This is a genomic window from Microcoleus sp. B3-A4 (genome assembly GCF_036705385.1).
In the GTDB taxonomy this organism is placed as follows: domain Bacteria; phylum Cyanobacteriota; class Cyanobacteriia; order Cyanobacteriales; family Microcoleaceae; genus Microcoleus.
Genome location: NZ_JAUBUI010000011.1, coordinates 39,595 through 63,673, shown reverse-complemented (window position 1 = coordinate 63,673; position 24,079 = coordinate 39,595). Strand labels below are relative to the sequence as shown.

Sequence of the window (24,079 nt, the reverse complement as noted above, 5' to 3'; positions counted from 1 at the left end):
AATGTGGTGTGTGGATTGCCCAAAAAAGTGAACAAAAATGCGTTTATCTGCTGTATTGGTGGCAGTTTTTACTGCCTCAGCAACATTCGGGTTATCAAATTCGGCAAGTGGCCAAACATCCTACTCTGAATCAGCAGAGGAAGCTTTGGCTGCCGTTCCGCCCGCCCCGTCGATCGAATTACCCGATCGCCCCATTCCAGAATTAACAGAAAATCCTCCTCAAAATCGCAAAGCTGCTAAAACCAGCAAAGCCGAAGCCCTAAAAATAGCGGAGGCCCCTGCCAGAGGAGAGACCGACCGCGATGATCCCCAAGGCCGATTCACAGACACGCCCTCCCCGGTTTCGCCTTCCTTGCTTCAACTCAAAGCCGAGCTAGCATCCAACCCCTCCCCCGCCTCTAGCAGCCAAAACGCCCTGCCAGAGGCGCAACAGGACAGCTCGCTCCCCCCCGAGGAATCGGCTGTAACGCCCGCCTGGATCGCAGCAGAGCTAGGGAAACCAGAGGAATCAGGGGCGATCGCTCAAAACGCCCAAGTTACCCCCAGACCGGCCCCGACCAGACCGCCGGCTAACACCGTTCCCCCATTACCCCCTGGCCCAGCACCGCAGCCCAGACAAACCCCCGCACCCGCCGGGGCGGCAGAACCGCAAGTGCTAGTTGCAGAAGTTACAGTCACCGGGGCGACGGACGAGCTCGAAAGCGAAATTTACCGAGTCATCAGCACCCAACCGGGACGCACGACCAACCGCAGCCAACTGCAACAAGACATCAACGCCATTTTTGCCACAGGCTTTTTCAGAAACGTGCGGGCAGTACCCGAAGACACCCCGTTGGGCGTCCGGGTGACTTTTATTGTGCAGCCAAATCCGGTGCTGCGGGGAGTGACAATCACCGGTCAGCAAGTGCTGCCCCAAAGCGTAATTGACGAAAGCTTCCGCGATCAATACGGCAAAATTCTCAACCTCCGCCGCTTTGAGGAGGGAGTGAAAAAAATTAATGCGTGGTATCAAGAGAACGGCTATGTTTTGGGCCAAATCACTGATGCCCCGCAAGTAGGAGACGACGGGACAGTCACCCTGGTAGTGGCAGAAGGCCAGATCGAATCGGTTGATGTCCGCTTCCTGAACAAGGAGGGAGAGGCAACAGATGCCACGGGTCAGCCGATCGGAGGCAACACCCGTCGCTTTGTCGTCACGCGCGAAGTAGAACTCAAGCCCGGAGACATCTTTAACCGCACCAAGGCGGAAAGAGATTTGAGACGGGTGTTTGGTTTGGGAATTTTTGAAGACGTACGACTTGCCTTGGAACCGGGAACGACTGACCCCCGCAAGGCAAGGGTAATTGTCAACGTCATCGAGAAAAATACTGGTTCTTTGGCGGCGGGTGCGGGTTTGAGTTCCGCGACGGGTTTGTTCGGTACGCTGAGTTACCAGCAGCAAAACTTGGGCGGTAGGAACCAGAAGTTGGGCGCTGAAGTACAAATCGGGGAACGCCAAAATCTGTTTGACCTGAGTTTTACTGACCCCTGGATTGCGGGCGATCCTTACCGGACTTCTTATACGATTAATGCGTTTAGAAGACGATCGATCAGCGTGATTTTTGACGGCGGCGAACGGGAAGTCAGATTGCCCAACGAGGATCGACCCCGCATCAATCGCACCGGGGCCGGCATCAATTTCACCCGTCCCCTGTCGCGCAACCCTTTTGCCGATCCTGAGTGGACTGCTTCAGTGGGTTTGCAGTACCAGCGAGTCTCAATTACCGATCGCAAAGGCAGGCGCGAATCCCGGGACGAACTCGGCAACCTGTTAAGTTTTAGCAATTCCGGCTCCGACGACTTGACAACACTGCAAGCAGGTGTTGTGCGCGATCGGCGCAACGACCCCCTCCGCCCCACTAGCGGTTCTCTGCTCAGGTTTGGGGTGGAACAATCGATTCCTGTAGGTTCCGGCAGCATCCTGTTAAACCGCCTGCGGGCCAGCTACAGCTTGTACCTACCAGTCAAGTACACTAACTTTACCCCCGGCCCTCAAACCCTGGCATTCAGTTTTAGAGGCGGCACCATATTCGGAGATTTGCCTCCCTACGAAGCCTTCGCCTTAGGCGGCGCCAACTCGGTGCGCGGATACGACGAAGGCGACCTGGGAGCTGGTCGCAGCTTCCTAGAAGCCAGCGTTGAGTACCGTTTCCCGATTATTTCGTTTATCGGCGGAGCGCTATTTTTGGATGCTGGCACTGACTTGGGTACGGGCGAAGATGTCCCGGGCGACCCTGCCGGTATCCGTGGAAAGCCCGGTAGCGGTTACGGTTACGGCCTCGGCGTGCGGATTCAATCTCCTTTAGGACCGATCCGGATCGATTACGGTATCAACGACACGGGCGACAATCAAATTCACTTTGGGATTGGCGAGCGATTCTAATTGGGAATTGGGAATTGGGAATTGGGCATTGGGCATTGGGCATGGGAAATTGGGCATGGGACACTCGTACTGAGCGTAGTCGAAGTCTTGGGCATTGGACATTTAGAATTGGTAATTGGTAGTAATTAACTAATAACTAATAACTAATAACTAATAACCAATAACCAATAACCAATTACCGATGCCCAATAACCAATAACCAATTACCGAGACCCAATTCCCCATGCCCCATGCCCAATTCCCAATTCCCAATAACTAATGACTCAACGTACCTTAAAATCTGAATTTGAACTCTCGGGAATCGGTTTGCACAGCGGCGAACAAACTCGCGTCCGAGTTTTGCCCGCCGCAGTTGGGGAAGGTCGCTATTTTGTCAGAATTGACTTGCCTGGTGCTCCGATAATTCCTGCAAAAATTGATGCAGTTTGTCAGACTGCACTTTCAACTGAGCTGGCAGGTATCGATGCTCAAATTCGCACTGTAGAGCATTTATTAGCCGCTTTGGCGGGGATGGGAGCGGATAATGCTCGAATAGAGGTTGATGGGCCGGAAGTGCCTCTGCTGGACGGTTCGGCTGTGGTTTGGGTAGAGGCGATCGCCCATACCGGCTTAGTCCCTCAAGAATGCAATGAAGACCCCACTCCCTCCTTTGTCGTTAGTGAGCCAATTTGGGTGCGTCACGGGGATGCTTTTGCAGCGGCTTTACCGTCAGCGTCCACTCGCTTTAGTTACGGAATTGATTTTGAGGAACAGGCGATCGGCAATCAATGGTACAGTTGGTCGCCAGAGGCAGAAAGTTTTGCTAGCGCGATCGCCCCAGCCCGCACTTTTGGACTTGCTCGCCAAGTTGACCAATTGCGACAAGCAGGTTTGATCAAAGGTGGTACCCTAGAGAACGCCCTAGTTTGCGATCGATCCGGGTGGCTCAACCCGCCTTTGAGATTTACAAACGAACCGGTGCGCCATAAAATCCTAGACTTAGTAGGCGACCTCAGTCTGCTCGGAACTTGGCCAAAAGCTCACTACTTGGCTTACAAAGCCAGTCACAATCTGCACGTCCAACTCGCCCAATCCCTGAAATCGGAAGCTCTAGCTACGCTAGATAAAAGTTAGGAAAAAACACGTGCTCTGTTAAGATTGCATATTCCTTCTGCCATACTACACTCAAAAGTCTTCAAGCAATGTCCACGCTGACTGAAGTTAACACCCTCAATACTGCGAATTCTGAATCCCTTCCCACTGAAAACGGTGAGGATTCTCCAGCGGTTAAATCTACTTTTACCCTCGAAGAAATTCAGAAATTCTTGCCTCATCGCTATCCTTTTGCACTGGTTGACAAGATTGTTGATTACGTGCCGTCTGAGAAGGCTATAGGAATTAAAAATGTGACTTTCAACGAACCACATTTTCAAGGGCATTTTCCCGGACGGCCAATTATGCCTGGGGTATTAATTGTTGAAGCTATGGCTCAAGTTGGCGGTATCGTTCTGGCTCAGTTGCCCGACATCAAGCAAGGATTGTGGATGTTTACCGGAATCGATCAAGTGAAGTTCCGTCGTCAGGTTGTACCGGGCGATCAGTTGCTGATGACTGTAGAATTGCTGTGGGTAAAACGCCGCCGCTTCGCAAAAATGCAGGCTCTGGCTGAAGTAGACGGACAAAAAGTTTGTGAAGGAGAATTGACGTTTTCGATGGTAGATTAAATTTGGGAAGTGGTGAGGGCTTGCGGGTAATTGTGACTTGTGAGTTTTGAATTTAAATTAAAACTGCTAAGTGTTCGTCGGAACGACGCAATCTTAAAATTTCTAAAATTCCCTCTTCCTTCTTCCGTCTTCTGTCAACATCCATCCGTTAAATCCGTTCAATTCCTTACACTGCGCTTAGCCGAACTTCCTTCCCACTTACCAGCAAAAAAATTGACAAATGCTTACTTTGATTCACCCAACTGCTGTGATTCATCCCGGCGCTGAACTTCACCCGACTGTACAAGTGGGAGCTTATGCTGTAATTGGGGAAAGAGTGAAAATCGGGGCGGATACTAAGATTGGCGCTCATGCAATTATCGACGGGCTAACAGAAATAGGCGCTCGCAATCAAATTTTCCCCGGTGCGGCGATTGGTTTGGAACCTCAAGATTTGAAATACGAGGGTTCTCCGACTAGGGTGAAAATTGGCGACAGCAATCAGATTCGAGAATACGTGACAATTAACCGCGCTACTGGAGCGGGGGAAAGCACGACAATTGGCAATCATAATCTATTGATGGCTTATGTTCATGTGGGACACAATTGCGCGATCGCCGATCGAGTAATTATCGCAAATGCTGTAGCCTTAGCCGGACACGTTAAAATCGAGTCTCAAGCCCGCTTGAGCGGTGTTTTGGGCGTTCACCAGTTTGTCCACATCGGCCGCTTGTCTATGGTGGGCGGCTTGAGCAGGATCGATCGAGACGTACCTCCTTATATGCTAGTTGAGGGCAATCCTTCGAGAGTTCGAGCAATCAACAAAGTCGGTCTCCAACGCGCTGGTTTGACAGAAGAAGATTTGCTAGTTTTGAAGAAAACTTTTCGTATTTTATACCATTCTGGCTACACTCTCAATCAAGCTTTGGAACAGTTGGATTTGTTACCAGAAAACCCCCACTTGCAGCACCTGCAGAGATTTGTGCAGCAGTCTATAACCAAAGGGCGGCGCGGTTTGATTCCTGGCAAAAAGTAAATGAGGTAGAATAAACCTATGAACTAAGCGACTGTTGCCCTATGAATGTATATACTTCAGTCAAATCTACATCCCCTGAAACAGAACAAGATGGCTGCATCAGGTTCTCAGATGTTAGTTGGGAGCAATTTGAAGCGATAGAAACAGCTTTTAAAGATGTCAGAGGTGTGAAATTTTTCTACCTAGATAAAATACTGCAAATTATGACTGTCTCGCCCGAACACGAAATAATCAAGAAAACTCTCTGTATGCTGCTAGAGGCATATATGAGAGCAAATGGGATTAGATTTTACGGCAAGGGCGGGCCGACTCTAGGTAACAGAGAATTAGGCGGTAGAAAAGAGCCGGATGATTCCTATGATATAGGAAGCCAAAAAATAGTCCCAGATATTGCTATTGAAGTAGTAATTACCAGTGGCGGGATAAATACTCTAGAATTCTACAAAAGATTGGGTGTTCGGGAAGTCTGGTTTTGGCAAAATAGTCAGTTATCTCTCTATTACTTAACAGGTGAAAATTATGAGCAGATTTCCCGGAGTACATTCCTTCCCGAACTGGACTTAGAATTACTGCTACGCTGTGCTAATATGCCCGATCAATATGATGCTGTTACCGAGTTATTAGCAAACATCTCACCTGTATAAAGTCAGAATATGAAAATTTTTATCAGCACTGGTGAGGTTTCTGGCGATTTGCAAGGAGCTTTGTTAGTTGCAGCCTTAAAACGTCACGCTGTCGCCGCTGGTTTTGAGCTAGAAATAACAGGATTGGGCGGCCCTCGTATGGCAGAAGCTGGGGCTACTATTTTAGGCGATACTGTGGGCATTGGTTCTATGGGTCTGATAGAATCAGTGCCGTATATTTGGCCGACGATCAAAGTTCAGCAAAAAGCTAAACAATATCTCAAAAGCTTCCGCCCCGATGCTGTTGTATTGATTGATTATTTGACTCCAAATCTCGGTATTGGCAGCTATATCCGCCGCTGTTTGCCTGATTTGCCCGTGGTTTGGTACATCGCACCTCAAGAATGGGTTTGGTCGATTTCTCGTCGCAATACCGATCTGATTGTCAATATTAGCGACCAAATTTTGGCGATTTTCCCCGCAGAAGCTTGTTATTATCGAAAAAAAGGAGCCCAAGTGAGTTGGGTTGGTCATCCTTTGGTGGATAGAATGCAATCTGCGCCCAAGCGGGAAGTCGCCCGCAAAACTTTGGGAATTGGGCCGGAACAGGTGTCGATCGCCCTAATTCCCGCTTCCAGACACCAAGAACTCAAGTACCTAATGCCGGTTATATTTGAGGCAGCTCAAATTATTCAAGCTAAATTGCCGGAAGTTGATTTTTTGATTCCGCTTGCTAACAAAGCTTTCCGCAGCAAAATCGAAAAAGCGATTGAGAATTACGGTTTGCGGGCTACTTTGTTAGAAAATCAAACTCTGGAAATCTTGGCGGCTGCCGATCTGGCGATCGCTAAATCTGGTACTGTTAATCTGGAGCTAGCTTTGCTCGACGTTCCGCAAGTTGTCGCCTACCGCGTCAGTCCGATTACGGCGATTATTGCTCGCCACGTCCTGAAATTTTCGATTCCTTTTATGTCTCCGCCCAATTTGGTGCAAATGAAGCCGATCGTCCCGGAGTTGCTGCAAGACGACGCTACTGCGGAAAATATAGTGAACCACGCATTGGAATTGCTGCAAAATGCCGATCGACGCCAGCAAACTTTGGCAGGTTATCGGGAAATGCGCGAAAGTCTGGGAGATGTGGGCGTGTGCGATCGCGCCGCTGCGGAAATAATGAAAAATGTCAAATTAAATACAGTTTCTTAAAGCAATTTTGGTATTGAAAGGTTATGTATAAACCCGGTTTCTTTGTAGATTGCTCCTTGACAAACTCAAGATTTATTACCAAAAATCCGGTTAATTTCCTTAATTTCTCTTAAAGCAACTTTGTTATTGAAATGTTATGCCAAGCAATCGGAAAAAGCGACCGATCGCTGTTGATTTATTTGCAGGCGCGGGCGGCATGACCCTGGGCTTTGAACAAGCAGGTTTTGATGTACTTGCCTCAGTCGAAATTGACCCAATTCACTGCGCCACACACCAGTTTAATTTCCCGCTGTGTTCTATTCTGTGCAAAGATGTCGCACAGCTTACGGGTTCGGAAATTAGGAAAAAATCGGCGATCGGGCGGCGCGAGATAGACGTAGTAATCAGCGGTTCGCCTTGTCAAGGATTCTCGATGATGGGCAAGCGCGATGTGGACGACCCGCGAAATTCTCTAATTTTTCACTTTAAACGCTTAGTTTTGGAGCTAAAACCAAAGTTTTTCGTAATGGAAAATGTGCCGGGAATTGCGTCAGGAGAACACAAAGAACTCCTGAATATTTTAATTAGTTCTTTCCTAGAAGCAGGCTATCAAGTAGAAGAAAACTATCAAGTTCTCAACGCGGTTCACTACGGAGTGCCGCAAGCTCGCAAACGCTTGTTTCTGATTGGCTGCAAAAAAGATTATGATCTGCCAAAATACCCTCAGCCAACGACGATACTCCCAAAAGTTAAAATTCCTAAGCGCTATAAAAAAGTTAATTTACCTGCTGTCCCTACAGTTTGGGATGCGATTGGAGATTTGCCGGAAGTGGAAAAGTACAGCGAGTTGCTGCACCGAGATTGGGTGATGGCGGAGTACGGAAAGTGCAGCACTTATGCGAGTATAATGCGCGGAATTGATGGTTTGGATGATGATTATTCCTACGATCGCGAGTACGATCGGCAAATTCTCTCTTGTAGTTTGCGAACTCAACACTCTCTGGAATGTATAGAAAGGTTTCATGCTGCTAAACACGGCGAAAAAGAGCCGATCAGCCGTTTTTATAAGCTTCATCCCCAGGGAGTTTGCAACACTCTCAGGGCTGGAACCGACCGGGCTAGGGGGGCTTATACTTCGCCGAGACCGATTCACCCGATCGCGCCTCGGTGCATTACTGTCAGGGAAGCTGCGCGACTGCATTCCTATCCTGACTGGTTTAGATTTCACGTTACAAAATGGCACGGTTTTCGCCAAGTCGGAAATTCTGTACCGCCGCTATTGGCGAAAGCTGTAGCAGCGCAGATTATTAGCGCTTTGGGCGTGACAGCAATTAAGCCGAGTCTCAAACTAACCTGGGGAGATGATTCGTTGCTTAAACTGAATTGGTCGGAAGCAGAACAATATTATCTAAAAAGTTAAGAGTTAGATTTAATTATCTCTAACGGGGAATTGGTGAGTAGTAATTGGTAATTGCTAATTGGTAAACAAGTAGTGGTTTTTGCCGGTCATCTCCTTCTACAGACCGGGTTAGATCAAATCGCATAATTACTTATAGCAATCCTCGCATCATTTGTGAAGTTCTTACTCCCGATCGAGTGGGTTCTGGGAGGGTTGCGGTGGGGTAAAAAATTTACGACTCCTGCAAGGATTGCTATATGCAGGACTACCTTTAATTAAGGGCGGGCTACCGTCCCCTGTATCAGTGGACACAGTTCGATGACCCGCAGGAGATGTCCCGGGTAGTTAAACAAACCGGGAATGTATTCCGGGGCGTTGTGCAGTTTTTTTAAAGTGACAGTGGGGGAACTGCTTCGACTACGCCTCTGCTATCCAAGGCGTAGCGATCGTCCTATACATCAAATAGCAACATCAACATCTAGATACTATTTAAGATTTTAGATTGTGAAAGTCTCCCGATAAAACATTTTGATAAATTTCGCTGAGTTTTGCAACAATTACGAGTCTTTTGGAATTCTAGAGCTATCGTGTAAAAAGTGTATTTTCAGGAGACTCAACTAATATGGGTTGGTTTAAAAGACTGTTCGGACTCGAAAAGCCTGAAGCCCCGGCTGAACCGATGGCACAAGTAGTACAGCAAGCAGCCCAAGCGCAATCCATCGCTCCTGCTAAAGTCGGCCCAGACGGAAATTTTGACGACAGCGGCCTCGCGAAGCGGGTCGCTTTAGCTTTTGACGGCGATCCAGAAGTTGCTGATATCGAGACTGTTTATGTAGCTCAGCTCAGCAGCACGGTTGTTCTCAAAGGTCAAGTTCCCAGTCAGGAAATTCTCGACAAGTTGGTGGCGATCGCCTCTGCTGAAGAAGGCGCCACAGACGTGCAAACCGATCAGGTGACAGTTGGCTAGTTCTCCGGAACCGAAGCAGTTTCGCTCCGGATGCTGCTCGAATTAGTCAAAAACTCGATTAAACCCGCTGCGGCGGGTTTTTTCTTGCCCTCTGCCCCTCAAAATATTAATTTTTGTAAACTTAACCGATTTATCTTAAAAAACAGTATAATTGAATACAGAAACTAAAAAAGTTTTAGCAAAGAAAACCCAAGCTGGCTTAACTGCCCTTTTTATCTCCATACATATAAGGATCAAAAATATGAAACTTACTTATCGCGGCGTCAACTACGAGTACGACATTCCAACAGTCGATATGATCGAAGGCGAAGTAGCGGGCAAATACCGGGGTCAAAACTGGAACTATCGGTATCCGAGACACATTCCCGGCCCAAATAAATACGGCGGCACAAACTATACTACAAAGCGAGATTCTCAAGGTGGCGATCGGGATAGCGCAGCAGTTCGCACCCCAGGGACGGTTGAATCTTACCCAACTGTTGTGGAAGTGGCGCAAGTCCACCAAGCGAATATTTGCAATATTCTCGATCGTAGAAAGCAAGCAGCCAAAGCCAAGGGCGATGAAACACTGCTGCGCTTGCTAGAAATTGAGTCGAGACAGATGGTCTGTTAGAGAAAAAGGTCAGAAAGTCGATCGTTTTTCAAGGGGGGGAAATTTAGAGTGCTTCATTTCCCTCTCTGATTTCACAAACAATTAATTAATTTTTTCCCTCTACAAATAGGCTATGCTGCCTGAGTCAGGGGTGGCAGGAAGAGAAATCAGTTCTATTAAATAAACCAATCGCTATACTGGAGCTAGAGCCAACCTTGGCTTTGGAAATGACCAGGAACCCTATAGCAGACCAATGCCTGACCCCAGAGAAGTTTTTCAAAATCCCAGCAAATACTGGGATTTTCTAACAGCCTCAGTCGATACAGACTTTGAAGGTCAGTTATTCGATCGCAAAGAAGCTGGAAGAATCGGGTCCAATGGTTGCGTTGAGAAAACACAACTAAATGGCGTTCTGGAGCAAGTAGCTGAGTGCATATCTGCATTCGCCAATACCAACAAATCGGGAAGTTTATTGGTTATTGGCATTTCCTCACAAGGTGAAGTTAAAGGAATTAGCCACTTATCAGATACCCAGAGAAGCAGATTGACTGGTTTTAACTCGTTGTTATCCGATCAGGCAGCTCAAGCGCAATTCTTTGAATGCCTCAATGATTCTGGCAGACAAGACTCGATCTGTCTAGTCTATATCCCTTACACATCACGGCGAATTTGCCAAAGAGTGGGCAATCACCCTAGCGCATGGATCAGGCAAGGTTCACAAAACATTTGTCTTAATCAGGCACAGCTTGAACAGTTGCGGCGAGATAAAAAAGTTATAGAGTACGAGCAAGCAGATTGTTGCCCCTATGATTCTAGAGATGTGGATCGAGCAGCTTTTCAAGAATTTCGTAAAGTATTCTTACTGGACTCTTCTTATGAATTCAACGATGAAGAGTTACTGTACCACGTTGGCGCAATCAATAGAGAGGGAGAAGGATATACCTTTACGAACGCAGGTTTACTTTTTTTTTCATCCAATCCTCAGAGATATCTACCTGCCTCATTTATTCGTTTACTTAGGTTTGAAACGGATGTGGAAAATAGAGAGAATCGAGGCTTGCCAACATTTGAAAGAAAATTTACAGGACCAATCACAAAACAAATTCGCGATCTCAGAACTTTTTTTAAAGAATCAGGATTCTTCAAGCTTTACCAAAGAAGAAAAGCTGATGGTGGTTTTATCGAGGAGCCAGAATATCCTTTGATTGGTGTCGATGAAGCGATCGTTAACGCTGTTGCCCACCGTGAATATGCCATTGGATTGCCAATAGAATGTGAGTCTTATAAAAATGCTTTTGTTGTACGCAATTCAGGAAAAATTCAGCAAAGAGATGGAGATGTACCTGCAGAATTTTCTCTGGAAAATATGCGACTCAATTCTTCCCCACGCAATCCGCAACTTATAGAGTGGTTAAAGATGATGCGTGATGAGCGTGGGGCTGAATTTGTTAGAGCACTAAGTGAAGGAACTAGGCGTATGCGTGACGAGATGAAACGCCTAGGCTTGCCAGCACCCACATATAAGATCGGCGAGTCTCAGACAACAGTTGTTTTATTCAACAACGCGAAAGAAAGAGAAGCTGCTTTTCAATTAGCTGCCATATCTGAAGCTACTGAATTTGCAAATTTATTCCCTTTGACTTTTGTATCTGAGAGTAACGAAAGTCTTAGTATTGATGAGTTATCCAATCGATATATAGATATTATGAGTGGTTTGAAAGATGCCCTTTCAAGTCACGGTTGGTATATAGACAGTTCTAAATTTAGTAAATTAATAGCTCACAGACAAGGAATACATATTCCTCTATCATCGTCAGTTGATGAATTAGTAAGATTGTATCCAGCATATACATTTCAATTGCGTCGATATTTAGGAAATTATTATTTGTGTATTGATTATACATTAGAAGTCAAAAATCTTAAGACAGCTAAAGATTGTCTTGCTTTCTTTTCTACCAATGAATTAATTGGCAAATCAGCAGTTGTCAGATGGAATGGTTGGGAACTGGGCAAAATTACTTCTCTCGATGCCGAATGGGCTAATGTATATCTATTTGATTTCAAGCAAGAAATTCAGGTTTCCAGTAATAAAGTAATTCCCAATTTGTCAAGGTCACAAATCGAACGTTTACTCAGCGAACACAGAATTAGATTTGATCTCTCTAGAGCAATAAAAGAACATAGTTTAGCTCGGGAGCCCAGCTCTTCAAGAGTTCGTGCCGAAAAAACTCAAAAAACAGCTACGGATATTGCTCAGCGGATATTTCCATTGAAAGTTAATGGATTTTGGTGCAACCTTCAACCTGAGCCAAGACCCTTACACAGGCAAAGCGAATTTTTTAATAGCTTTCAAGTTCGCAGTGTGCCTGAGCCAGATGTTGAATTTAGCCGCCATCGCGAATCCAAAGATATTCGTGATGGTATTACAAAGTTTGGAGCTTATGGTAATTTTGAAAAAATAGTTGAAATTGTACCTATTTGTAGCTCCGATTTACGCAGTAAGATGGCTGCTATTATTGAACGTCTGAAAACAGGAAATCATAAATATCGGGGTTCAGAACGTACTTTTGGGACACGATTCACTTACTCTTCAATTGTGACGCCCGTCTCAATTGAGGATACTCTAGCCGAATGTAAAAGATTACTTCACGAACATCCAGAATGGATTGGATCTCCAACCCTTGAGCGGATATTTCTTATTCACATCCCTGAAGGAAGTTATGCAATTGATGATGAACGCTCTCCGTACTATACCGTTAAAAGGTTCTTGCTTGAGAAGGGGATTCCTTGTCAGATGCTCGATACCCCTACACTTCTCAACCCTGAATGGAAGGATCTTAATTTATCTTTGAATATAGTTTCAAAATGCGGTGTTACTCCTTGGGTACTACCAGGAGCAATACCTGATGCTGACTTCTTCATTGGTCTTTCCTATACACAGAGCAGTCGAGGTAACTTCGATCGGCTAATGGGATACGCAAATGTCTTCGATCAGTATGGTAAATGGCAGTTTTACTCTGGCAATATAAATACTTTTCCCTACAGCGAAAAGATTAGGTATTTTAGCTTGTTGATAGAACAAACTTTAAAGAAGCTTGCGTTATCTGAAACACCAAGTATTTATTTTCATTACTCTGCCAAATTTTCACGCGAGGATAAAGGAGCAATCCTAGAAGCGGCTAGAAAAATTAGACCACAAGGAAAATATTCATTTATTTGGATAAATTCACATCATAATGTGAGACTTTATGATAGTCGTCCTGAAACTGACGGGAGTTTGAGTCGAGGCAGCTATGTAATTACATCTCCCAATCAAATCTACCTTTCGACAACAGGGTACAACCCTTATCGTAAATCCCTTGGAACTCCGATAATGCTTGAGATAAACGCAAGAGCTGAGTATCCTCAAGGTACTCCTAACTCTCCACCTGATTTGAGAGCAATAGCAGCACAGATTTTAAGTTTAACTAAGCTGAATTGGCGTTCTACTGATTCACTCTGTGGTGAACCAATTACAACTAAATATGCAGGGGACATTGCTTACTTGACATCGGCTTTTATGAGACAAGGTGAGCTTTTTCGGTTACATCCTGTTTTAGAAAGAACTCCTTGGTTTATTTAGGATTGAGCGAGATCGGTGCTTGCAAAAGTAGCGATCGCCCCATAAAATGAAAGACCGATCTCCCTGACAGTTTTTTCCCATTGTGCAAACTGTTATCTTCACTTCAGCCTCAAAAAGATGTCAAAACAGTGATGCGAATCAAACTTGTTTCTCCCAAAATTTCCGACAGTAAAAATTGTCCGCGTGTATGATCGGAAATTTATTATGGCGAGCTTCCAAATTCTCGCCATCAACCCTTGACACAAACCACCTGCTTCAGAGTCGCCACCACTTCCACCAAATCCGACTGCTGACTCATCACCTCATCAATCGGCTTATAAGCCCCCGGAATTTCATCTAAAAATTGCTCATCTTTCCGGCACTCAACCCCCTCAGTCTGCCGCACAAAATCATCGAGAGTAAATACATTCTTCGCTTGATTTCGAGACATCAAACGCCCCGCACCGTGACTGCAACTACAGTAACTCTCAGCATTTCCCTTCCCTTTAACAATAAAAGATTTCGCCCCCATCGAACCCGGAATAATCCCGTAATCCTCTACACCCGCGCGCACAGCACCTTTGCGAGTCACATACACATCTTCGCCAAAATGCACCTCTTTTTCCGCGTAATTGTGGTGGCAATTCACCTCTAATAACGGCTTAACAGATTTGCCGCCCGCGACGTGCTTTTCCACAATTCGCTTAAACCGATTCATCATCACATCGCGATTAAAACGAGCATAATCTTGCGCCCACTGCAAATCGTGCCAGTAAGCAGCAAACTCCCGCGTGCCCGCTACAAAATAAGCCAAATCTTTGTCAGCCAGATTAATTTCTGCCAGTTTAGCTAAATCTTTAGCCGTCTCGATGTGCTGCTGTGCGAGCAAGTTTCCAATGCCGCGAGAACCGGAATGCAGCATCAACCAAACAAAGTTTTCACTATCAACGCAAACCTCAATAAAATGATTGCCGCCGCCGAGGGAACCCATTTGTTTTAAGGCTTTATTGTTTTGGTGCTGCACGCCTTGATGAAGTTGCTTAAACTCGCCCCATCCTTGCCAGTTGGTGACAGTTTTTTCTACTTCCTTGTTTTCCGCGAATCCCACGGGAATTGCGGCTTCGATATCGAGGCGAATTTGTTTGAGTTTGCCTTCTAATTTGTTAGCGTTGAATGGCATTTTGATGGCAGCCATCCCGCAGCCAATATCAACTCCGACAGCAGCCGGAATAATGGCTTCTTTTGTGGCAATTACTGAACCGACTAAAGCACCTTTTCCTAAATGTACATCGGGCATTAGTGCGACGTGTTTGAATACAAAGGGCAAAGATGCTACGTTGGCGGTCATCTTGGTTTCTTTTTCGCCTAGGGCGTGATTTGCCCAAGATAATACTGGTTTTGGGGCTGATATGTCTAATTTTTCGTAGGGCATTTTTGTTTAAGTTTGTTTTGCCAACTCGTTATGTAGTATTATTGTAACATAAAATTTTTGATGTCAAACGCATCTGACAGACTAATTCTCGTAGGGTGCGTCAGTCGGGAATTTCTTTTGGGAGTCATAGAATGTTTACTGACGCACCTTACCCACTAATTCTTGCGGCGTCAACTTCACATCAAATGCAGTAGCGGTATTGTTTGTAAGTCGGACAGTCCGACAGGGAATGAATTCCCTGTCTCATAGCTAAAGTCCTCTGAAAGAGGACTGAAATAGATCGTATTTTCCCTCAAAATCTACAGTCGGCTTTAACCGACTTTCGCTTTGAGGCAGGGGTTTAAATCCCTGCCGGATTGCGTCGAAGTGCGTAAAAAGCTGACACTACATTTTACAAATTCGGAGTCTTTCTCGCCGTCTTCTGCACAGGAATAGCAACTGTCTGCGGTTTCTTCTTCGCTGCAAACATCCCAAAGAAGTCGTGCAGCAAAATATAAAAACACGGAATAATAAACAGCGTCAGCAAAGTTGCCAGCGACAAACCGGAAAACACCACCACACCCAGTGGTTGCAAGAATTCCGAACCTTCTCCAATGCCCAAAGCTAGGGGAAACAAACCCAAAACTGTGGTAATAGTCGTCATCAAAATCGGCCGCAAGCGCTGAGGTGCTGCCCTGAGAATTGCTGTCGTGCGATCGACCTTTTCCTCTTCCAGAATTTGGTTCGCCAACTCCAGCATAATGATGCCGTTATTCACCACAATTCCCACGAGCAAAATTGCACCGATCATCACCGTCGCACCGATCGCAGTTTTGGTCACATAAAGCCCGAATACTCCCGCCGCCAAAGCCAGCGGCACTGTCAGCAAAATCACCAGCGGATCGACCAAAGAATTGTACTGCACCGCCATCGCTACAAACACTAAAAAAGTCGCCAACCCTCCTAACAGCTTGAGAGAAGTTTGCAATTGATCATTAGTTTCAGCAGCCGAACTCGGCAGAATTCTTACTCCTCGCGGCAACTTCAGTTCTGATAAAACTGCATCGACTTGCTGGACAGCATCGCCGAGACTTGCACCCTTATTCAAGTTTCCGACAACTAAGAAAACTTGCCGCTGATTGAGACGCTGAATTTCTGCAGGCGCTTTGCCGATCGTAATATTGGCCACGTCGCTTAAACGGATGATGCTATTATTACCAGATAACGGAATTTGTCCGAGTTGAGCAATAGATTTTACAGAAGTGCGATCGAACTGCACCCGCACATCTATTAATCGGTTTCCCCGCTGCAACTGAGTGGGAACAGCACCTTCAATTGCTGTCTGAATGGTCTCCCCAATATCTTGGGCTGTCAGCCCGTACACAGCGGCCCTTTCCCAGTCTGGACGAATTTGTACCTCTGACTGCGGCGCGTCTGCCTCCGGCCGAAACCGGGCTAATTTTACCTTCTCATCTAATTCTTTTAATATCTGACGGCCCGCTTCCTGCAATGATTCTTCAGTTTCCCCCTGAACCACGACATCAATTTCGCCACCCCGCACGGGAGAATTAGTTAAAACTAAACCTCTAATCGATTCTGGAACTAGCCGCAGACGAGTTCCTTTAGGAAGGTCAAGTTTTTTAAATTCCTCAGTCATTCTTTCCGTAAAATCGGTGGTATTCGTACCTGGTTTTAGCGTAATTGTGCTGCTTCCCCTGAGCAAATTTTCCACCGTATTGTTGCCGAAAAGCAGCCCCCCTGCTGTGGTTAAGGTGTACGCTGTTTCTGGCTGTGCGAGCAGAAGTTTATCGGCCGCTGCAACCACTTTTTGATTTGTTTCCAAGTTAGTACCCGGAGGAAACGAAGCAAATAATCGAGCTTGACTTGTATTAACTCTCGGCAATATTTCTTGGGGGATTTGACCAACCATCAGCCAAGTGCCACCGCCTAAAATCACAAAAGCAAGTGCAATAATAATTAACCGCAAACTCAGAACTTTTGACAGCATCGAACCGTAAGCCCGCGTACCGTTCTCAAAGCCTCGGTTGAAATGTTTGATGGGCCCGAACTCACTGATACCGCTGGAATAAGACATTCCCATCAGGCGAGAAGTCAGCATCGGCACTACCGTTAAAGCTACTAGCAGAGATGCTGCTACTGCAAAGCTAATTGTCAAAATTAATTCGTTAAATAGCAGAGAAAAGAAGCCGCCGATCAGCAAAAACGGCAGCACTGATACTAAGTTTGCCGCTGTGGAGGCAACCATTGCTGATTCTACTTCTTGACTCCGCAATACAGACTCTTCTATCGTGCGTTCTTTTCGATCTTTGATTCTACCTTTTTTCAGATGAGGGTTGCTGTCTAGACCGACTACAATATTTTCTAAAATAACTACGCTGGTGTCGATCGCCTGACCGATACCTAACGCTAAACCGCCTAAACTAAACAAGTTCAGCGACAAGCCGAACAGCCGCATTAAAATAATGGCTGCTAGAGTACACAGGGGAATAGTCAGAGAAATAATCAGCGTTTGTCTGAGAGAACCTAAAAAGAACAAAACTGCGACCGCAGCCAACACTGCACCTGAAACTCCCGCATTCGCCACATCCGCTAAGGAATTGCGGATAAATCGGGATTCGTCTAAGGTAGTAACTACGGTCATGTCTGCAGAAATTAAGCCGGACTCCTGCATTTCTTTGATGCGATTTTTCACTCCGTCTACAACAGTAATGGTGTTGGCGTCCGGCTGTTTCAAAATGCTAATTTTAACGGCAGGTTTTTGATTGAGGAAAACTTTGACTCGCTGTTCTTCCGTGCCGTCATTGACTTGGGCAAAATCGCGCAGGTAAACTCGTTTGGGCGGGTTGGAACCGGCTACTTGAAAGGAAAGATTGGCGATTTCCGAGGCTGTTCTAAAGCGGCCGATTGTGCGCGTCAGCGGTTCGTTAGATTCTTGCCGCAGGCGACCGCCGGAAGTGTCTAAATTGCGATCGCGCAAAGCATTAAAAACATCGTTTAGATTCACTCCTAAACTTTGCAGCCGATTCAGGTCAATATTAACTTGAATTTCTTCTTGAACGCCGCCGGAAACGTCAACCGAAGCTACTCCGGGAATAACGTTAATTTCCCTGGCTAATTCGTCATCGGCAAATACCCGCAAATCTACCCCTTGTCGCGAGTCTGAAGTTAGGGCAAATTCGTAAACCGGCTGTTGAGAAGGGTCAAATTTAAACAGACTGGGCGATTCAACTGTATCGGGAAGTCGGTTGCGAATTCGGTTGACGGAGGCTGTAGCGTCGTTGAGGGCTTGGTTGATGTCGCCGCCCGGTCTGAAGAATAAATCGACGCTGACTTGTCCTTCGCGGGTGCGGGAAAAAACTTGCGTGACTCCTTCTGTCGCTGAAAGCCCTTGTTCGAGGGGGCGGGTAATTTCGTCAACTGCAACTTCTGGCGAGACTCCGGGGGCGTCTAAGCGCACGCTGATGCGGGGATAGGTGATGGAGGGCAGCAAGTCAACGGGCAGTTGGGTTATGTAGAAAATTCCCACCACTATAATCGCCAGTGTCAGCATCAGGGTGCCGATGTGGCGGCGAATGGCGGTCGCGCTAATACTGAATCCAGGTTTATCGGCGGTCATTTGATTTTAGATTAAAGATTAAAGATTAAATAATTGAAAAGTTTACCCACTCAGTCCGACTAATTCTAGTAGGGTGCGTCAGTCTTGAATTTCTTTCGGGGGTGACAGAATCTCTACTGAGGCACCTTACGAGGAGTATAATAAATCTTAATAAATTTTCCCAAAAGTTTTTGTGAATATTTCTTTAGAGGTAGTCGATCGCCCAAAACGCAGATTGACATAAGTTGCGAGGGGCTTTTGAATCTCTGTAAGTTATCGCAATCGGGAACAGGCAAGATGCCTGTTCCACAAGAAAGTTTATTTGTTGTGGAACAGGCATCTTGCCTGTTCCTAAAGTCTTCTTCCTTGTTCTCTCTTCCTTCTTTTACTGTACTTGAGAGCCGTGGGCGCGGGGATCGGAGCTACTTGTTTTCACAGGCCCTGTAGGGGGAGTAAAATTAGAAACTTGACCGCCAGCTTGGACGTGTGGCAGAGGTTTTCCTGCAATTAAAGCTTCTAAGTTAGCTTCCATAATACTGCGCGGCATTTCGCCCATCGTTTCCGCAACCGGGCTGCCTTTATCGTTCAAATAGACAAAGTGCGGAATGCCGTCTACTCTATATTTGGTGATTTCTGGGAGCCATTTGTCATTGTCTACATTCAGCATCACAAAATTCATCGGTTCGGCGTATTTCTGTTTGATTTCGCTCAGATCGTTAGCCATTGCTTGACAGCTACCGCACCAATTAGCATAAAATTCCATGAGTGTCGGTTTGCCGTTGATCAAAGCTGTTTCTAATGGCGTTGAAGCTTTTGCCATATCGGTGAGACTGCTTGATGGCGTTTGGGTTTGCAGCCCTAAGAAGATAGATACTGAAAGGGCGATCGCGGCTAACACGATCAATAAGTTTCTGAGGCGCGTGGCGACTTTTGTTTCGGGATTCTTAGCAGCGGGGGAAACAGTTGAGTTGGGGGAATTCTGGGTCATAAAATAAATTGCGGTTTTATTTCTATGTTTTTATTTTAAATAGATTCAGATTATACCACATTTTGAGATAATCAGACCCGTATCATAAAAATTTGTGCTAAAGGCAGTAATTAGACCAAGTGCGCTAAAACATAAGATAACTAAGATTGTTTGTAAATTATCGAGGACTTGCAGGGTGAAAAAACGGGTAACACTGACGTTTCCCCAACGATCGATCCAAATGCCGGTCACCTATCGACTGGCAAAGGATTTTAATGTTGCAGCCAACATTATCCGTGCTCAGGTGGCTCCCAATCAAGTGGGCAAACTGGTGCTAGAGTTATCAGGGGACATCGACCAACTAGAAGCGGCGATCGACTGGATGCGATCGCAAAACATCGGCGTTTCCCTAGCCAGCCGGGAAATACTGATAGACGAAGATATCTGCGTTCACTGCGGTTTGTGTACGGGGGTTTGCCCGACAGAAGCCTTGACCCTAGACCCAGAAAGCTTTAAACTAAGTTTTGCTCGCTCGCGGTGTATCGTTTGCGAGCAGTGCATCCCTACCTGTCCGGTGCAAGCTATTTCTACTAACCTCTAGCCCCTGTACAAAGTCCTCTGGAAAATCATCTTTTTTTTGCCGGGTTCTCCTAATTGTGCCATTGGATGAAAAAAAACTCTTGGGTTTCCCTAACTCTACTTTTTGTTACTTATTTCACTTTGGGCTGGAAATTATCTGAGTTTGATGTTCCCCCGCACCTGAGTTGGTTTTTAGCCATAGCTTCAATTTTAGTGTTGACGGTCGCCTTGTCGTTCCCTCTGAGAGACATAAAAGCCTTAATTATGCGGTGGTTTTCGAGTGATCTCGGTGCTTTTCTTTCTATTATTGTAGGAGCTATGGTGGCAGTAGTAGTTTTTGCCTGGATGCACCTTTTTGCTACTTGTTTACTCTTAATTTCAGCCGGAGCTTTGGCAAGACTTGATATTCAAATGTCTGGTTGGAAAAATTGGCGGGCTTTTGCGGTATTAGCTAGCATTTCTTTAACAGGTGTGGGGCTGGGTGGAGCGATCGAGTTTTTGTTAAAAACAGGCAGGCTCGTATTCTCTTAATGAAGAACGGGAAATTCATCCAACCAAATTCTATAACTCGCAACGGATCTTTACCCGAAAACTATCAGATCGCCCATCAATAAATACAGCTTATTTTTTTTCAATCCCCCGCCCCCGGATTAAGGCCGCCTTCCGCGCCGTAATCAGAGCAGTTTTCAAGCCGGGTGAGGTACAGCATCTCAATTGCCGATTCCCCGCTGGTTGTTTCCAATGCCCAATTCCCAACTACCCATTCCCCATTGCCAATTACCAATTACCGACGAACCTGGAGTGGAACTGAAAACCGCTAGGGCAGGATTGAGGTGTAGCCACTGTTGCTCAAAATGTTATTCCCAAGAGTCCGCAAGTCGGGCAGCCAAAAACTCGATTGCAATAAAAAAGCAGCTTTAGGGAGCTGCTAGTCAGAATGCATGAGGTATTGTTTTTAGAATAGGACAGGTTGAATTCGATCGGTGCTGGGTTACATTTTTTGATACAGGAAAATTGATGAGTGAATGGACGATCGTAAAATCGTCACATAGGAGGATAGCATTGATGCTAAATTTCCCGACAATCAAGTTAGCGTTTAACTGTCCTTGCGCCCTACAGCCCTTCAGCGGTGGGGCCCTTTTATTTTTAGGGACAACTCAATAGGCGACTTTAACGCATCAGATGAGTCTGCCATTAGTTCTTGTATAAAATCTCCGCATTGTCACATCCTCATACTTATAAAAGTTACGCCTCACATCCACTCAAACCCGGTGGATTGCAAAATATTGGGTGGTTAAACCGACACATTCAGACAAAAACCAGTATTTTTACCGAAGTTATACCCTTTTAGATTTTAGATTTTGTTAGATTTTGGGAATTACTGATGAAGCTGGTGGTTGGGCGCCTGTGTAGAGTTGCATTATTTTTGGGAACTAATAGCACAAGTCCTGAAAAACCTGTTATTTTCTCAGAAACCGGGTTTATGAATGTATCAATTGAGATCGGACCCAGTTTCTGATTTGATAACTTTTTGGATTTCCTCGATCGCCCTAGTCGCCACTGCTTCAGGCCTTTCGCCCACGCCAGCAAAGACTCGGACATCTGCTTGAGTGTAAAAACGCTCTCGCTCTTTCAAAAGGCTTTGCAGCTTAGATTTGATCTCGCCCTCCTGCAGTAGGGGTCGAGCCGTGTCCGAACGCAGTCGATCGTACAGTTGATCTACAGGCACATCCAGCCAAACCACTACACCGTAGTGCAAGTAACCCCAATTCATCGATCGGGCCACAATGCCGCCGCCCGTAGCCACAACCGAATTTTGATAAGCAGACAATTCGCCGAGCACTTTAGTTTCTAGTTCCCGAAAAGCCTCTTCCCCCTCTTGAGCGAAAATCTCAGCAATTGACTGATTAGCAACTCGAACAATTAGTTCATCAGTATCAAAAAAACGGTATTTTAATTTTCTTGCCAAAATCCGCCCTACCGTTGTTTTTCCCGCACCCATCATTCCGACGAGATAAATATTTACTCCCCTCAACGCATCCACTGCCAAATCCTCCGATATTTTTCTATTTTTTCAGGTTAATCGCTCCGCCACTGGGGCGATCGTCGTCATCAAACTCATCACCCTCCTCCAATCCCCAATCATCCTCTGCTTCTGCAAGAGGATTTATTGGTGTTTCATCAGCGGGTTTAGGAATATCCCCTCCCGGAGGAACCAGCACTCGATACTCCGCATCGTATACAGCCTCAGTTTGCCCTACCCCAGACTGGCTCGGATCTCGATAGCCGTAAGAATATACTGAGCCAGCCCAAGATTTACTTTTCGGTTCCTGCTGAGCTTCGTAAGCCCTCGGATTTGCCCCTGGAACATCATTTACCTGCGGTCGATCGGGAAAATCGCGATCGTCCCCCCAATCGTCATCACCCCCTTGAGAGCCGGATTTTGAGCCATCTGATACCCAATCATCCTCATCGTCTGCCGCTGCATAAGTCCCCGGTTGAGCGTAATCCTTCGCCCCATCCGGGTTCGGAGTTTCTTGCAGGAAAGTCCGGGAACTGTAACCGGCCGGCGTACCGTAGTCTGTTCGGTAGGAACCAGCAGCCTGAGTTTGGCTATTTTCCCTATTCATATCCGGGTCAATTCCCTCTTTTCTAGGAGGGGGAGGTGGCGTGTAAGGCGTTCTCCTGTCCTCTGGGAAAGTATCGGGACGGCTGCGACTGGATCGGTCGGCGCGCTCTCTCGTTAGAGATAGGTAATTTGAAAAAGCCAGCAAACCAGAAATCAATAAAGATGTGAGAGCTCCCACCACCATGCTGAGAAGAATCCAGATAGATAAGGGCAAAGCAGGCGATCGAACTCCCAAAAACACCAGCGATAATGCCGGCTCCACATTTTGCAGGGCAAAAATAGTCAGCCCCACCACAATTACTAGCAAAAATACAGGTCGCATATTAAAAATATTGGTAATTGGTAATTGGTAATTGCTAATTGCTAATTTAAACTAACAAATCATCAATAACAAATAACAAACTGTCAACTGTCAACTAACTCCCTTCTTCTTCCTTCCAGCGTTTGAGAGGAACGCAATCAATCCCCAACTGGTCTAAAGCGCGAGCCACCACAAAGTCTACCAAATCTTCAATAGTTTGCGGATTGTGATACCAAGCAGGAATCGCTGGTACAATTCTAGCTCCAGCTTCCGCCAAGGTAGTCAAATTCCGCAGGTGAATCAAGCTAAAAGGCGTTTCGCGAGGCACGAGTACCAATTTTCGCCCTTCCTTGAGCTGAACGTCGGCCGCTCTTTCGAGCAAATCCGAACTCAAGCCAGCCGCCAATTTGCCCAGCGTACTCATGCTACAGGGAATAACGATCATTCCTTGGGTGCGAAAGGAGCCACTAGCAATATTAGCACCGACATCTTGCCAGGGATGGCACCGAAGTTTACCCATTGTGGCTACTCCTGCTTGTTCCCGCCAGAATTCCTCTTGAAGCGTCGGCTCTGCGGGCATTCGGGTGTTCTGTTCGCTTTGCCAAACCATGTAAGTAGACTTGGAAGCGACCAGTTCAATAGCGCGATCGGCTTCCAACAAATATTTCAATGTTCGCACCGCATAAATCAGTCCCGATGCACCGGTAACTCCTACAATGAGGGGGTAGTTATTCGTCATTAGTTATTTGTTAGTTCTCGGATGACTGTTGTTAGTAATTAGTTGTTATATCCAAGCTGTTAGCATCGGAATTATTCATCTATCTCTTTTCGATCTCTGCGTAAATCAGCGTCAATCCCTTGTCATCTGCGGTTATATATTCTCTTTTTTTAACCGCAGATACAGGCAGATTAACACAGATCAACGCAGATAAATTATATAAATTCCGCTTGCACCGTCCGTGATTGTTAACTCTTGACTAGATTTTACAATTCCGATGCTATCGGATTTGATATTAGTCCTTAATTATTTATTGATGATTGCTGAGTATAGTTTCCCGCCCACTTCTTAATA

Annotated in this window: 18 protein-coding genes; 12 read left to right on the top strand and 6 right to left on the bottom strand. The window is 46.0% G+C overall.

The window, feature by feature from the left end; genetic code table 11:
• Nucleotides 1-37: 37 nt before the first annotated feature.
• The 10 genes from QUB33_RS07880 (at nt 38) to QUB33_RS07835 (ending at nt 13,525) form a co-directional block, all read left to right on the top strand.
• Nucleotides 38-2,422 (top strand): BamA/TamA family outer membrane protein, encoded by a 2,385-nt coding sequence (locus QUB33_RS07880; protein ID WP_333349188.1) that lies wholly within the window; start codon nt 38-40, stop codon nt 2,420-2,422.
• Between the two features lie 258 nt (nt 2,423-2,680).
• Nucleotides 2,681-3,535 carry a UDP-3-O-acyl-N-acetylglucosamine deacetylase gene (gene lpxC, locus QUB33_RS07875; protein WP_333349187.1) on the top strand — a complete coding sequence of 285 codons (855 nt, stop codon included), beginning with the start codon at nt 2,681-2,683 and terminating at the stop codon, nt 3,533-3,535.
• A 68-nt stretch (nt 3,536-3,603) separates the two neighbouring features.
• Nucleotides 3,604-4,125 (top strand): 3-hydroxyacyl-ACP dehydratase FabZ, encoded by a 522-nt coding sequence (fabZ, locus tag QUB33_RS07870; RefSeq protein WP_333349186.1) that lies wholly within the window; start codon nt 3,604-3,606, stop codon nt 4,123-4,125.
• Between the two features lie 220 nt (nt 4,126-4,345).
• Entirely contained in the window at nt 4,346-5,140 is a 795-nt protein-coding gene (gene lpxA / locus QUB33_RS07865; RefSeq protein WP_333349184.1) for an acyl-ACP--UDP-N-acetylglucosamine O-acyltransferase, read from the top strand.
• 41 nt (nt 5,141-5,181) lie between these two features.
• Nucleotides 5,182-5,784, top strand: coding sequence for a Uma2 family endonuclease (locus tag QUB33_RS07860; protein ID WP_333349183.1), 603 nt, complete (start codon nt 5,182-5,184; stop codon nt 5,782-5,784).
• Nucleotides 5,785-5,793: 9 nt separating this feature from the next.
• On the top strand, nt 5,794-6,966 hold the full coding sequence (gene lpxB, locus QUB33_RS07855; RefSeq protein WP_333349182.1) for a lipid-A-disaccharide synthase: 1,173 nt from the start codon (nt 5,794-5,796) through the stop codon (nt 6,964-6,966).
• 136 nt (nt 6,967-7,102) lie between these two features.
• On the top strand, nt 7,103-8,365 hold the full coding sequence (locus QUB33_RS07850) for a DNA cytosine methyltransferase (protein WP_333349181.1): 1,263 nt from the start codon (nt 7,103-7,105) through the stop codon (nt 8,363-8,365).
• Between the two features lie 601 nt (nt 8,366-8,966).
• Nucleotides 8,967-9,311, top strand: a complete 345-nt coding sequence (locus QUB33_RS07845) for a BON domain-containing protein (RefSeq protein ID WP_190737264.1) — start codon at nt 8,967-8,969, stop codon at nt 9,309-9,311.
• A 241-nt stretch (nt 9,312-9,552) separates the two neighbouring features.
• Nucleotides 9,553-9,924, top strand: a complete 372-nt coding sequence (locus QUB33_RS07840; protein ID WP_333349179.1) for a DUF4278 domain-containing protein — start codon at nt 9,553-9,555, stop codon at nt 9,922-9,924.
• Nucleotides 9,925-10,156: 232 nt separating this feature from the next.
• The gene (locus QUB33_RS07835; protein ID WP_333349177.1) at nt 10,157-13,525 is read left to right on the top strand and encodes an RNA-binding domain-containing protein; all 3,369 of its coding nucleotides are present in this window, start codon (nt 10,157-10,159) and stop codon (nt 13,523-13,525) included.
• 229 nt (nt 13,526-13,754) lie between these two features.
• On the opposite strand, the gene QUB33_RS07830 is transcribed toward QUB33_RS07835, so the two are convergent.
• The 3 genes from QUB33_RS07830 to QUB33_RS07820 form a co-directional block, all read right to left on the bottom strand.
• On the bottom strand, nt 13,755-14,936 hold the full coding sequence (locus tag QUB33_RS07830) for an RtcB family protein (protein WP_333349176.1): 1,182 nt from the start codon (nt 14,934-14,936) through the stop codon (nt 13,755-13,757).
• 391 nt (nt 14,937-15,327) lie between these two features.
• Complete coding sequence (locus QUB33_RS07825) at nt 15,328-18,552, bottom strand: efflux RND transporter permease subunit (protein WP_333349175.1); 3,225 nt, start codon at nt 18,550-18,552, stop codon at nt 15,328-15,330.
• 364 nt (nt 18,553-18,916) lie between these two features.
• Nucleotides 18,917-19,519, bottom strand: coding sequence for a thioredoxin family protein (locus QUB33_RS07820; protein ID WP_190737270.1), 603 nt, complete (start codon nt 19,517-19,519; stop codon nt 18,917-18,919).
• A 175-nt stretch (nt 19,520-19,694) separates the two neighbouring features.
• Between QUB33_RS07820 and QUB33_RS07815 the strand changes: the two genes are divergently transcribed.
• Together QUB33_RS07815 and QUB33_RS07810 are read left to right on the top strand one after the other, a co-directional pair.
• Nucleotides 19,695-20,099, top strand: coding sequence for an NIL domain-containing protein (locus QUB33_RS07815; protein ID WP_006635751.1), 405 nt, complete (start codon nt 19,695-19,697; stop codon nt 20,097-20,099).
• Between the two features lie 65 nt (nt 20,100-20,164).
• The gene (locus tag QUB33_RS07810) at nt 20,165-20,608 is read left to right on the top strand and encodes a hypothetical protein (RefSeq protein ID WP_333349173.1); all 444 of its coding nucleotides are present in this window, start codon (nt 20,165-20,167) and stop codon (nt 20,606-20,608) included.
• 961 nt (nt 20,609-21,569) lie between these two features.
• On the opposite strand, the gene QUB33_RS07805 is transcribed toward QUB33_RS07810, so the two are convergent.
• The 3 genes from QUB33_RS07805 to QUB33_RS07795 all read right to left on the bottom strand — a co-directional run bounded on the left by QUB33_RS07805 (nt 21,570) and on the right by QUB33_RS07795 (nt 23,746).
• Nucleotides 21,570-22,121, bottom strand: a complete 552-nt coding sequence (locus QUB33_RS07805) for a shikimate kinase (protein ID WP_333349171.1) — start codon at nt 22,119-22,121, stop codon at nt 21,570-21,572.
• 22 nt (nt 22,122-22,143) lie between these two features.
• Nucleotides 22,144-23,028 (bottom strand): LapA family protein, encoded by an 885-nt coding sequence (locus tag QUB33_RS07800; RefSeq protein ID WP_333349169.1) that lies wholly within the window; start codon nt 23,026-23,028, stop codon nt 22,144-22,146.
• Nucleotides 23,029-23,122: 94 nt separating this feature from the next.
• Complete coding sequence (locus tag QUB33_RS07795; protein ID WP_333349167.1) at nt 23,123-23,746, bottom strand: flavin prenyltransferase UbiX; 624 nt, start codon at nt 23,744-23,746, stop codon at nt 23,123-23,125.
• Nucleotides 23,747-24,079 lie beyond the last annotated feature (333 nt).